This is a genomic window from Pseudomonas asplenii (assembly GCF_001293465.1).
GTDB classification, from domain to species: domain Bacteria; phylum Pseudomonadota; class Gammaproteobacteria; order Pseudomonadales; family Pseudomonadaceae; genus Aquipseudomonas; species Aquipseudomonas fuscovaginae_B.
In genome coordinates, this window is record NZ_JSYZ01000009.1 from 629,515 (window position 1) to 643,726 (window position 14,212).

Below are 14,212 nucleotides of genomic sequence, written 5' to 3' on the forward strand. Positions count from 1 at the left end.
GTAGGAGCCGGGCTTGCCCGCGAAGCTTTTAGCGATATTTCGGACGCATTCGCGGGCAAGCCCGGCTCCTACAACACATCCACCCCGACGTGGATCGCATCGTGCCGCCAGAACTCCAGGTCGCAGTCGATCAGGCGCTGGTGCTGGTCATAGTTGACCCGCGCAATCCGCAGCCCCGGGCTGCCGGACGACACCCGCAATGCCGCGGCAGCCTCCAGCGGCAATGAGGTCGGCACGATCTCGAAGCGCACCCGCCCGTAGTGCAGGTCGTAGTGCCGGGCATAGAGTTCGGTGATCGACTGGTTCAGGTCGAACTCGAGAATGCCCGGGAAGTACTGCGGGTTGAGGTAGTGCTCGACATACAGCACCTGCCGCTCGTCGATCCGTCGCACCCGGCAGATCTGGATCACGCTCGACAGCGCCGGCAATTGCAACCACTCGCATACCGACGCCGAAGCCGGCTGCAGCCGTGCCGACAGCACCTGGGTGGAAGGTACCCGCCCCTGGGCACTGACCATTGCATGGAAGTGGCTGCGCTGCATCAGGTTGTAGGCCAGCCGCGGCGGCGAGACGAACCAGCCCCGACGCTCCTCGCGGTAGATCAGCCCCTGGGCTTCCAGTTGCAACAAGGCCTCGCGCACGGTGATCCGGGTGGTGCTGAACAACTCGCTGAGCTTGCGCTCGGCCGGCAGTTTGCTTCCGCCGGGCAGCAGCCCATGCTCGATCTGCTCGTGCAGCGCCAGACCGATAGCTGTCACCGCCTTTGGTGCCTCTTCGCGCATCAACGTTACCTATTTGGACTAGTCCAGCACTATTTCAGGGCAAAACCGCGCGGCATCGCGGTCTCCGGTTGCAGCACCCAGCCTAGGCAATGCACATGACTGATATGTGACAAAGCGACGAAACGGTGCAGCGGAACGACCGTCCCACAACACAAATTCCCTTTAATATCAGTAGTTTATCAATAGTCTACGCTTAACTCGGCGGTCACGGGTGCTACGAGGAAAAATCCTTGCAGGACTGATGCCGACATTAAAGTGTCATGCAGCAGGCTTAAATTGGCTCAGGTATTGCTGACCTAGACCAAACGTCCAACCGCCGCACTACGCATATAAAAACTGTCGATCAAGATCTTCGCGTTGAAAAACGCCCAAAGGAGCTTCGGATGAAACAGCTTTTCCTGGCATCACTGTTAGGTTCGACCATCGCCCTGTGCACCAGCGCCATGGCCGCTGATACCGATTTGCAGGCCCTGGAGGCCGCGGCCAAGAAAGAAGGCGCCGTCAACAGCGTCGGCATGCCCGATGACTGGGCCAACTGGGCCGGTACCTGGAAGGACCTGAGCGACAAGTACGGCCTCAAGCACATCGACACAGACATGAGCTCGGCCCAGGAAATCGCCAAGTTCGCCGCCGAGAAAGACAACGCCAGCGCCGATATCGGCGACGTCGGCGCGGCTTTCGGTCCGATCGCGACCAAGCAGGGCGTGACCCAGCCGTACAAGCCGAGCACCTGGGAACAGGTTCCGGCCTGGGCCAAGGACAAGGACGGCAACTGGGCGCTGGCCTACACCGGTACCATCGCCTTCATCGTCAACAAGAAGCTGCTGCACGGCTCCGAAGTCCCCAAGAGCTGGGCTGACCTGAAGACCGGCAAGTACAAGGTCTCCATCGGTGACGTGAGCACCGCCGCCCAGGCCGCCAACGGCGTCCTCGCTGCGGCACTGGCCAACGGCGGCGACGAGAAGAACATCCAGCCGGCGCTGCTGATGTTTGCCGAGATCGCCAAGCAGGGTCGCCTGTCGCTGGCCAACCCGACCATCGCCACCATGGAGAAGGGCGAAGTGGAAGTCGGCGTGGTCTGGGACTTCAACGGCCTGAGCTACAAGGCCAAGATGGCCAACCCCGATGACTACATCGTGCTGATCCCCTCCGATGGTTCGGTGATTTCCGGCTACACCACCATCATCAACAAGTACGCCAAGCACCCGAACGCCGCCAAGCTGGCGCGTGAGTACATCTTCAGCGATGCCGGCCAGACCAACCTGGCCCGCGGCAATGCCCGGCCGATCCGCGCCGAGCACCTGACCCTGCCGGAAGACGTGAAGGCCAAGCTGCTGCCCAACGAGCAGTACAAGCACGTCACCCCGATCAAGGATGCCGACGCCTGGGAGAAGACGTCCAAGGCACTGCCGCAGAAGTGGCAGGAAGAAGTCATCATCAACATGCAGTAAGGCTCGATAGCTGACTGTCGAGCAAGCACCACTGAACTGCGTAGGAGCAGGGCTTGCCCGCGAAGCTTTTATCGCCCTCAAGGCCCCCTTCGCTGGCAAGCCAGGCTCCTACAAGTTTGCAGATTCCTTGAAACTAGAGGCCCGACTCATGCAGCACAACGTCATCCTGGTCGTGCTCGATGGCCTGAACCATGAGGTCGCCCGGCACGCCATGGGCCATCTCCAGGCTTACGCAGGCGCAGGACGCGCGGCGCTGTACAAACTGGAATGCGAGTTGCCGTCGCTCTCCAGACCGCTCTACGAATGCATTCTCACCGGTGTCGCCCCGATCGAAAGCGGCATCGTGCACAACCAGGTCACGCGCCTGTCCAACCAGCGCAGCGTGTTCCACTACGCCCGCGACGGTGGCCTGCGCACTGCGGCAGCGGCCTATCACTGGGTCAGCGAGCTGTACAACCGCTCGCCCTTCGTCGCCGCCCGCGATCGCCACACCCACAACGAAAGCCTGCCGATCCAGCACGGGCATTTCTACTGGATGGATCACTACCCCGACTCGCACCTGTTCGCCGACGCCGAAAGCCTGCGCCTGCAACACGCGCCGAACTTCCTGCTGGTGCATCCGATGAATATCGACGATGCCGGCCACAAGCATGGCCTGGACAGCGCCCAGTACCGCAATAGCGCACGCTCGGCCGACATCATCCTGGCCGACTACCTGCAAGGCTGGCTCGACGCCGGCTATCAGGTGCTGGTGACCGCCGACCACGGCATGAACAACGACCGCTCGCACAACGGCCTGCTGGCCGAAGAGCGCGAGGTACCGCTGTTCGTCCTCGGCGACGCCTTCAGTTTCAATCCCGATGCCGCACCCCGGCAGACCGAGCTCTGCGGCACGATCTGCACACTGCTGGGCGTGCACCACGACAAACCTGTATGCCGGGAGCTGTTGAAGTGAATTCAATCACCCGTGGCAAATGGCTCGCCCTGCTCTGCCTGGCGCCTTTCGCCCTGTTCTTCATCGTCTTCGAGATCGCCCCGCTGGCCTGGGTGCTGATCAACAGCCTGCAATCGGAAGACGACGGCTGGGGGCTGGCCAACTTCAACAAGATCTTCGGTTCGAAGTTCTACCTGCAGGCCATCCAGTACAGCCTGGAGATCAGTTTCTGGTCGAGCGTGTTCGGCATGCTCATCGCCCTGCTCGGCGCCTATTCGCTGCGCCGTGTCGACTCGCGCCTGCGCGACTTCGTCAACGCCTTCGCCAACATGACCAGCAACTTCGCCGGCGTGCCGCTGGCCTTCGCCTTCATCATCCTGCTGGGCTTCAACGGCACCCTCACCCTCCTGCTGAAACAGGCCGGGATCATCCAGGACTTCAACCTGTACTCCAAGACCGGCCTGATCATCCTCTACACCTACTTCCAGATCCCCCTGGGCGTGCTGCTGCTCTACCCGGCCTTCGACGCCCTGCGCGAAGACTGGCGCGAGTCCGCCGCGCTGCTCGGCGCCGAGGGCTGGCAGTTCTGGCGGCACATCGGCCTGCCGGTGCTGACTCCGGCGCTGCTGGGCACCTTCGTGATCCTGCTGGCCAACGCCCTGGGCGCCTACGCCACGGTCTACGCCCTGACCACCGGCAACTTCAACGTGCTGCCGATCCGTATCGCCGCGATGGTCTCCGGCGACATCAGCCTCGACCCGAACATGGCCAGCGCGCTGGCGGTGATCCTGGTCGGCCTGATGACCTTCGTCACCGTCATCCATCAATGGCTGTTGAAAAGGAGCCACCATGTCGCGCGTTGAACCCGGCTCCGCCAGCCTCTACCACCGCGTGGTGGTCTACCTGCTGTTCCTGATCCTGCTGCTGCCGCTGGCCGGCACCTTCGTCTACTCCATCGCCAGCAGTTGGTCGGCGACCGTGCTGCCCAGCGGTTTCACCTTCAAGTGGTACCTGCAGTTGTGGAGCGACCCGCGCTTTCTCGGCGCGTTCGGCCAATCGCTGATCGTCTGCGTCGGCGCACTGCTGCTGTCGGTGGTGCTGATCCTGCCGCTGCTGTTCGTGGTGCACTACCACTTCCCGCGCCTCGACGCGCTGATGAACATCCTGATCCTGCTGCCCTTCGCGGTGCCGCCGGTGGTGTCCTCGGTGGGTCTGCTGCAACTTTACGGCTCCGGGCCGTTCGCCATGGTCGGCACGCCGTGGATCCTGATCGGCTGCTACTTCACCGTGGCCCTGCCATTCATGTACCGGGCGATCACCAACAACCTGCAGGCGATCAACCTGCGCGACCTGATGGACGCCGCCCATCTGCTCGGCGCCAGCACCTGGCAGGCAGCATTCCTGGTGGTGCTGCCGAACCTGCGCAAGGGCCTGATGGTGGCGTTGCTGCTGTCGTTCTCGTTCCTGTTCGGCGAGTTCGTGTTCGCCAACATCCTGGTCGGCACCCGCTACGAGACCCTGCAGGTGTACCTGAACAACATGCGCAACAGCAGCGGTCACTTCACCAGTGCGCTGGTGATCTCCTATTTCCTCTTCGTCTTGGTACTCACGTGGGTTGCCAATCGCCTCAATAAGGACAAGAGCCAATGAGCTTCATCAGCGTCCAGAACCTGAAAAAGACCTACGCCGGCACCACGGTGTTCAGCGATATCAACTGCGAAATCGCCAAGGGCGAGTTCATCACCCTGCTCGGTCCCTCCGGCTGCGGCAAGTCCACCCTGCTGCGCTGCATCGCCGGCCTGACGCCGGTGGACAGCGGCAGGATCCTGCTCGACGGCCAGGACATCGTCCCGCTGAGCCCGCAGAAACGCGCGATCGGCATGGTGTTCCAGAGCTACGCGCTGTTTCCCAACATGACCGTGGAGCAGAACGTCGCCTTCGGCCTGAAGATGCAGAAGGTCAACGCCGACGACAGCCACAAGCGGGTCATGGAAGCCCTCAAGCTGGTCGAGCTGCACGATTTCGCCACCCGCTACCCGCACCAGTTGTCCGGCGGCCAGTGCCAGCGCGTGGCCCTGGCCCGTTCGCTGGTGACACGCCCGCGCCTGCTGCTGCTCGACGAGCCGCTGTCGGCCCTCGATGCGCGCATTCGCAAGCACCTGCGCGAACAGATCCGGGCGATCCAGCGCGAATTGGGCCTGACCACCATTTTCGTCACCCACGACCAGGAAGAAGCCCTGACCATGAGTGACCGTATCTTCCTGATGAACCAGGGCCGCATCGTCCAGAGCGGCGACGCCGAATCGCTCTACACCGCGCCGGTGGACGTGTTCGCCGCCGGCTTCATCGGCAACTACAACCTGCTCGACGCCGAGGCCGCCAGCCGCCTGCTGCAACGGCCGGTCAGCAGCCGCATCGCGATCCGCCCGGAAGCCATCGAGCTGCACACCGAAGGCGAACCGGATGCCCTGGTCCGTGGCCACAGTCTGCTGGGCAACGTCATCCGCTACCGGGTCGAGGCCCGCGGTGTCGAACTGCTGGTGGACGTGCTCAACCGCTCGGCCGCCGACCTGCACCCCGATGGACGACGCCTGGCCCTGTCCATCGATCCGGCGGCCCTTTGTGAGGTAGCCTGATGTCCTGTTTCAAGCATGTCCTTCCGAAGAGAGAGCTGCACTGATGGCCCTGGCAATTTTTGATCTGGATGAAACCCTGATTCACGGCGACTGCGCGACGCTCTGGAGCGAGCAGATGGGACGCCTGGGCTGGGTCGACCCGGAGTCCTTCATGCGCCGCAACAACGAACTGATGGACGCCTACAGCCGGGGCGAACTGGCCATGGAGGAGTTCATGCTGTTCAGCCTGGAGCCCATGGCCGGGCGGACCCCGGAGGAAATCGAACACCTGGTCGAACCGTGGGTCGAGGAGGTGATCGAGCCGCTGATCTACAGCGATGCGTGCAAGGCGATTGCCGAGCACCGTGCGGCCGGTGACCGGATCCTGGTGATCTCCGCCTCGGGCACCCACCTGGTCAGGCCGATCGCCGAACGCCTGGGCATCGACGAGGTGCTGGGCATCGAGCTGGAAGTGTTGCATGGGGTCTACAGCGGCCAGACCACCGGCATCCTGACCTATCGCGAGGGCAAGATCACCCGCCTGCTGGAATGGCTCGACGCCGAAGGGGAAAACCTCGAAGGCGCGAGTTTCTATTCCGATTCGCGCAACGACCTGCCGCTGCTACTCAAGGTCGACCACCCTCACGTGGTGAACCCGGACCCGGTGTTGCGCGAACAGGCGGAAAAGGCCGGCTGGCCGATTCACGCCTGGCACTGAGACACGCAGCGACGGCCTCTTCGCGGCCAAGCCCGCGAAGAGGCTGCGCCCCCACGGAAGAATCAATCAGACCAGGGCTTCATCAATCACCAGCACCAGCTTGCCCGCCACCTGGTTGCCGGCCAGCTCGGCAAACGCCAGTTCGGCATCACGGATCGGGAACGTCCTGGCCAGTTGCGGGCTCAGGCGCTTGTCGGCAAACAGCGGCCAGACGTGCTGGTTCAAGTCCGCGAGCAGATCGGCCTTGAATTGCGCATCGCGACTGCGCAGGGTCGAACCCAGCAACTGGATACGCTTGGCGAGGATCTTCGCCAGGTCCAACTGGGTTTCCCGCCCGCCCATCAGGCCGATCAGCACCCACCGCCCGTCAGCTGACAAAAGTTTCACGTTGAGCGCCGCGTAGTTCGCGCCCACCGGGTCGAGGATCACGTCGAAGGGGGCGAAGTCGTTCAGACTTTCGATATCGTCACCACGAATCGCCCCGCCCTGGGCACCCAGCGACTCGCAATAGGCCAGTCGATCCGCCGAACCGACACTGACCCAGCAGGGGTTGCCGAAGGCCTTGCACAGTTGGATCGCCGCCGAACCGACGCCACTGGCACCGGCATGCAACAGCACCTTTTCACCGGGCTTGAGGCCCGCCAACTGGAACAGATTCAGCCATGCCGTGGCGTAGACCTCAGGCAGCGCGGCCGCTTCGACCAGGCTCAGGCCTTCCGGCACCGGCAGCACATGGCGGCCATCGACCACCACTTCCTCGGCCATGCCGCCGCCGGCGAGCAGCGCACAGACCCGATCACCGACCTGCCAGGCGGAACCGGCTCCCACTTCGACGATCACTCCGGAGCACTCCAGCCCCAGCGCCTGGCTGGCTCCCGGCGGTGGCGGATAGAGCCCGGCCTTCTGCAACAGATCGGCCCGGTTGAGCCCCGCAGCAGCGACGCGAATGCGCACTTGCCCCACATCACAACCCGGATTCGGCTCTTCCAGCCACTCCACTTGACCTTCAACGCCTTGCAATGCCTTCACAGTGCCTCCATAGTGAGTCTGGACTGAGCCCGGAGCTGTAGCACCGGGCTTTCTTGCATTATGCGACCGGTCCGCGACTCGTGCGAAACCCTCAATGGCGGTTTTGGCACTCAGTCCCACGGAACCGGCGACTTTAAAGACGGCCTAATATGCGTGATCAATTGTCCCCGCGTCGACTCAGCATGAAGCATTTGTTCCCCGGCACTGCACTTGCCCTTTTCATCGGCCTTGGCGTTTCGGCGTTCTCGGGCAACACGTTCGCAGCCAACAGCTGGGACAATCTTCAGCCCGACCGTGACGAGGTGATCGCCAGCCTGAACGTCGTCGAGTTGCTCAAGCGCCACCACTACAGCAAGCCGCCGCTGGACAGCGCGCGCTCTGTGATCATCTACGACAGCTACATCAAGTTGCTCGACCCGTCGCGCAGCTATTTCCTGGCCAGCGACATCGCCGAATTCGACAAGTGGAAGACCCAGTTCGGCGACTTCCTCAAGAGCGGCGACCTCAATGCCGGCTTCACCATCTACAAGCGCTACCTGGATCGGGTCAAGGGCCGCCTGGACTTCGCCCTCGCCGAGCTGAACAAGGGCGTCGACAAGATCGACTTCACCACCCACGAGACCCTGCTGATCGATCGCAAGGACGCGCCGTGGCTCAAGAGCACCGCCGAACTCGACGACCTGTGGCGCAAGCGCGTCAAGGACGAGGTGCTGCGCCTGAAGATCGCCGGCAAGGATCCCAAGGCGATCCAGGAACTGCTGGTCAAGCGCTACAAGAACCAGCTGGCCCGCCTGGACCAGACCCGGGCCGAGGATATCTTCCAGGCCTATATCAACACCTTCGCGATGTCCTACGACCCGCACACCAACTATCTGTCTCCTGATAGCGCGGAAAACTTCGACATCAACATGAGCCTGTCCCTCGAGGGCATCGGCGCCGTGCTGCAAAGCGACAACGACCAGGTCAAGGTCGTGCGCCTGGTGCCGTCTGGCCCGGCCGACAAGACCAAGCAGGTCGCGCCGTCCGACAAGATCATCGGTGTCGCCCAGGGCGACAAGGAAATGGTCGACGTGGTCGGCTGGCGCCTGGACGAAGTGGTCAAGCTGATCCGTGGTCCGAAGGGCTCGGTGGTCCGCCTGGAAATCATTCCGGCAAGCAACGCGCCGAACGACCAGACCAGCAAGATCGTCTCCATCACCCGCGAGGCGGTGAAACTGGAAGACCAGGCGGCAAGCAAGTCGATCCTGCACCTCAAGCAGGATGGCAAGGACTACAAGCTCGGGGTGATCGACATCCCGGCCTTCTACCTGGACTTCAAGGCCTTCCGTGCTGGCGATCCGAACTACAAGAGCACCACCCGCGACGTGAAGAAACTGCTGGGCGAGCTGCAGAAGGAAGGCGTCGACGGCGTGGTCATCGACCTGCGCAACAACGGCGGCGGCTCCCTGCAGGAAGCCACCGAGCTGACCAGCCTGTTCATCGACAAGGGCCCGACCGTGCTGGTGCGCAACGCCGACGGCAAGGTCGACGTGCTCGAGGACGAAAACCCCGGTGCGTTCTACAAGGGTCCGATGGCGCTGCTGGTCAACCGCCTGTCGGCCTCGGCCTCGGAGATCTTCGCCGGCGCCATGCAGGACTACCATCGCGCGCTGATCATCGGTGGCCAGACCTTCGGCAAGGGCACCGTGCAGACCATCCAGCCGCTCAACCATGGCGAACTGAAACTGACCCTGGCCAAGTTCTACCGGGTTTCCGGGCAGAGCACCCAGCATCAGGGCGTACTGCCGGACGTGGACTTCCCGTCGATCATCGACACCAAGGAAATCGGCGAAAGCGCGCTGCCGGAAGCCATGCCGTGGGACACCATCCGTCCTTCGATCAAGCCGGCGGTGGACCCGTTCAAGCCGTTCCTGGCCCAGCTCAAGGCCGACCACGAGGCCCGTGCGGCGAAGGATGCCGAGTTCATCTTCATCCGCGACAAGCTGGCCCTGGCCGAGAAGCTGCTGAAGGAAAAGACCGTGAGCCTGAACGAGGCCGAGCGTCGCGCCCAGCGTGCCGATATCGATGCCAAGCAACTGGCCATGGAAAACGCCCGCCGCAAGGCCAAGGGCGAGGACGCGCTCAAGGAACTCAAGAAAGAGGACGACGACGCCCTGCCGCCTGACCCGGACAAGAAAACCAAGCCGGAAGACGACGCCTACCTGAGCGAGACCGGGCGTATCCTGCTCGATTACCTGCGTCTGAATACCGCGGTGGCCAAGCACTGACGAGTGATAGCAATTTAGTGTGATTGCTCTTCGGAGCGTCATCAAACAGTCATCATTCTGTCGTGAAATAAAGGACTGGACACGTCTCCCGAGCCGGGAGCCGCCTCCGGTCCTTTTCTTTCGACAGAGACTGCCATGACCATGACCGAACAGCTGAACGCCTTGAGTTCAATCCTGGCTCAGAGTGGTCTGCACAGCCTGTTCCAACCGATCATTTCACTGTCCGAGAGACGTATCGTCGGCTATGAGGCGCTCAGTCGCGGGCCCTCCAACAGCCCGCTGCACTCACCCGTCAGCCTGTTCGCCGTGGCCCGTCAGGCCGGACGCCTGAGCGAACTGGAAATGGCCTGCCGGCTCAGTGCCTGCCGCCGTTTCAGCGAACAGAAACTGCCCGGCAAGCTGTTTCTCAACGTATCCCCCGAATCCCTGCTGGAGCCAAGCCACCCACCGGGACGAACCCTGCAATGGCTGCAGGACTTCGGCATCGACCCCAGCAACGTGGTCATCGAACTGACCGAGCAAACCCCCACCGACGATTTCCAACTGCTGCAGAACGCGCTGCACCACTACCGCGACATGGGTTTCTCGATCGCCCTGGATGATCTGGGGGCCGGCTATTCCAGCCTGCGCCTGTGGTCGGAATTGCGCCCGGACTACGTCAAGATCGACCGACACTTCATCGATGGTATCCACCAGGACGGCCTCAAGCGCGAGTTCGTCGGCTCCATCCTGCAGATCGCCAAGGCCTCGCGGGCCCGGGTGATCGCCGAAGGCATCGAATTGCCGGAAGAACTGGCGGTACTGACCGAAATGGGCGTCGACCTGGTGCAGGGCTACCTGCTCTGCCGTCCCCAGGAAAACCCGCCACAGGATGCCCACGCCCTGCTGCCCAAGGTGGAAAACACCTCCATCGTCCTGAGCGAGGACGGCAGCGACCTCAGCGCCCTGCTCATCGAACAACCGGCAGTGACCCAGGACACCGCCACGGCGACGGTGCTGGAGGCCTTTCGGCGCCAGGCCAATCTCAATTCGCTGGCGGTGCTGGACGAACAGCACCGGCCCTGCGGCATCGTCCATCGGCATTCGCTGTCGGATGCGCTGCTCAAGCCGTTCGCCACCGACCTGTTCGCCCGCAAGCCCATCAGCCGGCTGATGAGCGATGACTTCCTCGCCGTGGAATCGAGCCAGTCGCTGCAACAGGTCAGCCGACTGCTGACCAGCCGTGCCCGGCAACGTATCGAGGAAGATTTCATCATCACCCTCAATGGCCGCTACCTGGGCCTTGGACGGGTGATCGACGTACTGAAACTGATCACCGAACTGAAGATCCAGCAGGCCCGCTACGCCAACCCGCTGACCCTGCTGCCCGGCAACGTGCCGATCCAGCAGTGCCTGGCCCGTCTGTTGCAACAGCAACGCGAAGCGTTGATCTGCTATGTCGACATCGACAGCTTCAAGCCCTTCAACGATATCTACGGCTACGGCCGGGGTGACGAAGTATTGCTATGCCTGGCGCAGTGCCTGAACGAGCGGGTCGACCCGAGCCGCGACTTCGTCGGCCACATCGGCGGTGATGATTTCCTGCTGGTGCTGGGTTCGGATGATTGGCAGAAACGCCTGGATCACCTGGTCGATGACTTCCAGAACCAGTGCCGGCGCTTCTACCGTGCCGAGCATCTGGAGGCCGGCTGTTTCATCGCGTCGAACCGCCAGGGCCTGCGCCAGGAGTTTGCCCTGCTGTCCCTGTCCATCGGTGCGGTGCACCTGAAGCCGCAGTCCTGCGGGCTGCTCGATGCCAGCCAGTTGGCCGAGCTGGCCTCACAGGCCAAGCACCACGCCAAGAACGTGCCGGGCCACAGCATCCACGTCATCGACAGCACCGAGATCACTTCGCTCGAAGACAGCGCCTGAGCTGCAAGTCCGCGAACAGGCCCCACGAGATCAGGCTTCGGCCGACTCGGGATAGTCGTACTCGAACACCCGCACCACTTCCGATGCGTGCCAGGAAGCCGCCGCCACGCCGTCCGACGGACCGGAAAAGCGCCCCAGGCGCTCCACGCATTCGAAAAAACCGGTACGCGGCAGACGGCTCGCGCCCTGGCTGATCACCAATGAACTGCGCAACGGCTGCTCGGCCCTGGCATCCAGGGCTGCCAGGTGCTCCAGCGCCGCCGTCAGGGTCTGCATGGCAGGGCTGGGCAGTTGCAGACGCTCGAGCAATGCCCGATAGGTCAACAGATGCCGCTGCCGACGGGCCTGATCGAGTTCCCCCAGCAGGCCCTCCCAATGCTGACGACTGATTCGCACGCTCACGATGCATCCCTCCATCCGGCGACACCCAATTCCCAGGCCAGGCTGCGGCGAATCGCGGCATCCGGCTCCCGCTCACCACTCTCGATCAACCCCAGGTATGATGGGCTGATGCCCACGGTCCGTGCCAGCACCTCGATCGCCAGCCCCTTGGCTTCGCGCAGGGTGCGCAACTGGTCGAACGCCGGCATGGCGGCGGCCGGCGCCACAGGCGTGTCAGAAGAGGTCGGAGGGGGTTGTTGGCTGCGCAAGCCGGCAGCCTTGAGCAAACTTTGGTACTGAGCCCAGGGGAGAACCGCATATTCCGGTTCACCGTCACGTGTAATTATTTGAAGATCCATTACTACACCCCGTAGGACGATTACACATAGCGAGTCAGCGCTTTCCTAGTAGCTTAATATTAACAGCCACCAGAGTCGCTCGTGTGTGTGATCTTCAAACGAGGGGATTCAGGTCAATTTTTGTCGTTGCGTTCGAGCTGCAACTGCTTCGGGGTCTCCGGCAGGCGTTCGACCGCCACCAGGTGTTCCGGCACCTGGCGCTCGCGCCAGGCCCGGAAGGCATTCAACTCCTGGTCCAGGGCATTCATCACCCAGGCCAGCACCGCGATATCGTCGAGCATGCCGAATAACGGGATGAAATCCGGAATCGCGTCGATCGGGCTGAGAAAATACATCAGGCCCGCCACCACGATGACCATCGACTTGGCACTGACCGCGCGATATTCACCGCGCCAGTAGGCCAGGCACAAGACCTGCAACAGCTTCAGGTCCTCCTTGAGCTTGCCCAGCCGCCCGCCTTCCCGGGCACTCTTGCTCGCCACTGCGAACAGTAAAGTGGGCAGGCGTCCACGCGCCAGGAGGCGTTGGGCCAGGGGCAGGAAGCGAGCGAAATTCCACGGTGTTTTCATCATCACTCCAGCGATCAGGCGCACAAGGTTATCCACACAAATTGTGGATAACCTTGTGAACAGAGCGGCATTTCATGGCTGAAAGCCCCGTCGCACAAGGGTCCGAGTCAGATCGGGCGTTTTTTACTCACTAAAAAAACCCCAATATTTCATTGACTTGGCGACAGTCTACGACTACGCCAATTAGCTCAATGTTAAGACTGCTGTCGGCAGTATATGTTCGGTTTATTGCAACCCATCATGCCGCACAAACGAAAACGCCCCGTAGAACGGGGCGTTTTCGCGGGGCAAACCGGAGGATTACTTCGCAGCTTTCTCGGCGGCCTTACCGGCAGGCTTGGCGGCAGGAGCTTCCGCATCGTCAGCCTTGGTCGGATCCTTGATCGCCAGCAGTTCCAGGTCGAACACCAGAACCGAGTTGGCCGGAATCGCCGGGCTCGGGCTCTGCGCGCCGTAAGCCAGATCAGCCGGAATGTACAGCTTGTACTTCTCGCCGACGTGCATCAGTTGCAGGCCTTCGACCCAACCAGGAATCACGCCGCTGACCGGCAGGTCGATCGGGCTGCCGCGATCCACGGAACTGTCGAAGGTGGTGCCATTGATCAGCTTGCCGGTGTAGTGGACGGTGACGACGTCGGTCGGCTTGGGCTGAGGACCGTCGGCTTTCTTGACGACTTCATACTGCAGGCCGGAAGCGGTGGTCACGATGCCAGGCTTCTTGCCGTTTTCCTCGAGGAATTTCTTGCCGGCGGCTGCCGACTCTTCGCTCAGCTTGGCCATGCGCTCTTCGGCACGCTTCTGCAGCGCGGCGAACGCCTCGACCAGTTCTTCGTCCTTGAGCTTCTGCTCTTTCTTGCCGATGGCATCCTCGATGCCCTGGGCCACGGCCTTGGAATCCAGATCATCCATGCCTTCCTGGGCCAGGCTCTTGCCCATGTTCAGGCCAATACCGTAGGAGGCTTTTTGCGCCGGGGTTTTCAGCTCTACGCTGGAGTGCGAATCGCAGCCCGCGAGTACCAGGCTAACCAGGGCCACCGCCGCCGCCAACCGATGCTGTTTCATGCTATTTCCTTGTTCATGCGCCTAGGGGGCATTCGAATAAAGTCGCGAGCTTATCAGGCGGCCGCGACCAATGGCTACCGGGATCAGAGCCGAAAACAGTCGATAAGTTCAGGTCCGCAAAGCATTTTACACAG

General features: G+C 62.3%; 14 protein-coding genes. 8 read left to right on the plus strand and 6 right to left on the minus strand.

The annotated features are described in order from the left end of the window. Positions 1-68: 68 nt before the first annotated feature. Positions 69-782 (minus strand): UTRA domain-containing protein, encoded by a 714-nt coding sequence (locus tag PF66_RS14660; protein ID WP_054063072.1) that lies wholly within the window; start codon positions 780-782, stop codon positions 69-71. A 383-nt stretch (positions 783-1,165) separates the two neighbouring features. Between PF66_RS14660 and PF66_RS14665 the strand changes: the two genes are divergently transcribed. The 6 genes from PF66_RS14665 to PF66_RS14690 all read left to right on the plus strand — a co-directional run bounded on the left by PF66_RS14665 (position 1,166) and on the right by PF66_RS14690 (position 6,500). Beyond that, positions 1,166-2,233, plus strand: coding sequence for an ABC transporter substrate-binding protein (locus PF66_RS14665; RefSeq protein WP_054057186.1), 1,068 nt, complete (start codon positions 1,166-1,168; stop codon positions 2,231-2,233). Between the two features lie 148 nt (positions 2,234-2,381). Then, a complete protein-coding gene (locus PF66_RS14670; RefSeq protein ID WP_054063073.1) occupies positions 2,382-3,188 on the plus strand; it encodes an alkaline phosphatase family protein in 807 nt (268 codons plus the stop codon). Further along, on the plus strand, positions 3,167-4,030 hold the full coding sequence (locus tag PF66_RS14675) for an ABC transporter permease (protein WP_162491340.1): 864 nt from the start codon (positions 3,167-3,169) through the stop codon (positions 4,028-4,030). The genes PF66_RS14670 and PF66_RS14675 overlap by 22 nt, the downstream gene beginning before the upstream one ends. Continuing rightward, on the plus strand, positions 4,017-4,817 hold the full coding sequence (locus PF66_RS14680) for an ABC transporter permease (protein WP_054057189.1): 801 nt from the start codon (positions 4,017-4,019) through the stop codon (positions 4,815-4,817). The genes PF66_RS14675 and PF66_RS14680 overlap by 14 nt, the downstream gene beginning before the upstream one ends. Further along, the gene (locus PF66_RS14685) at positions 4,814-5,803 is read left to right on the plus strand and encodes an ABC transporter ATP-binding protein (RefSeq protein WP_054057190.1); all 990 of its coding nucleotides are present in this window, start codon (positions 4,814-4,816) and stop codon (positions 5,801-5,803) included. The genes PF66_RS14680 and PF66_RS14685 overlap by 4 nt, the downstream gene beginning before the upstream one ends. Before the next feature lie 43 nt (positions 5,804-5,846). Beyond that, positions 5,847-6,500 (plus strand): HAD family hydrolase, encoded by a 654-nt coding sequence (locus PF66_RS14690; RefSeq protein ID WP_054057191.1) that lies wholly within the window; start codon positions 5,847-5,849, stop codon positions 6,498-6,500. A 66-nt stretch (positions 6,501-6,566) separates the two neighbouring features. Here the strand turns inward: PF66_RS14690 and PF66_RS14695 are convergent, their stop codons facing one another. After that, positions 6,567-7,529, minus strand: a complete 963-nt coding sequence (locus PF66_RS14695; protein WP_054057192.1) for a zinc-binding dehydrogenase — start codon at positions 7,527-7,529, stop codon at positions 6,567-6,569. A 182-nt stretch (positions 7,530-7,711) separates the two neighbouring features. Between PF66_RS14695 and PF66_RS14700 the strand changes: the two genes are divergently transcribed. Together PF66_RS14700 and PF66_RS14705 are read left to right on the plus strand one after the other, a co-directional pair. Beyond that, positions 7,712-9,796, plus strand: a complete 2,085-nt coding sequence (locus tag PF66_RS14700) for a carboxy terminal-processing peptidase (RefSeq protein ID WP_192842663.1) — start codon at positions 7,712-7,714, stop codon at positions 9,794-9,796. A 135-nt stretch (positions 9,797-9,931) separates the two neighbouring features. Further along, entirely contained in the window at positions 9,932-11,707 is a 1,776-nt protein-coding gene (locus PF66_RS14705; RefSeq protein ID WP_054063075.1) for a bifunctional diguanylate cyclase/phosphodiesterase, read from the plus strand. Between the two features lie 30 nt (positions 11,708-11,737). Here the strand turns inward: PF66_RS14705 and PF66_RS14710 are convergent, their stop codons facing one another. The 4 genes from PF66_RS14710 to PF66_RS14725 form a co-directional block, all read right to left on the minus strand. Beyond that, positions 11,738-12,109, minus strand: coding sequence for a hypothetical protein (locus PF66_RS14710; protein WP_054057195.1), 372 nt, complete (start codon positions 12,107-12,109; stop codon positions 11,738-11,740). Then, positions 12,106-12,447: a helix-turn-helix domain-containing protein gene (locus tag PF66_RS14715; protein WP_054057196.1), complete on the minus strand. Its 342-nt coding sequence runs from the start codon at positions 12,445-12,447 to the stop codon at positions 12,106-12,108. Before PF66_RS14715 ends, PF66_RS14710 begins: the two co-directional genes overlap by 4 nt. A gap of 113 nt (positions 12,448-12,560) precedes the next feature. Continuing rightward, the gene (locus PF66_RS14720) at positions 12,561-13,016 is read right to left on the minus strand and encodes a YkvA family protein (protein ID WP_054057197.1); all 456 of its coding nucleotides are present in this window, start codon (positions 13,014-13,016) and stop codon (positions 12,561-12,563) included. Between the two features lie 300 nt (positions 13,017-13,316). Continuing rightward, positions 13,317-14,078 carry an FKBP-type peptidyl-prolyl cis-trans isomerase gene (locus PF66_RS14725; RefSeq protein ID WP_054057198.1) on the minus strand — a complete coding sequence of 254 codons (762 nt, stop codon included), beginning with the start codon at positions 14,076-14,078 and terminating at the stop codon, positions 13,317-13,319. Positions 14,079-14,212 lie beyond the last annotated feature (134 nt).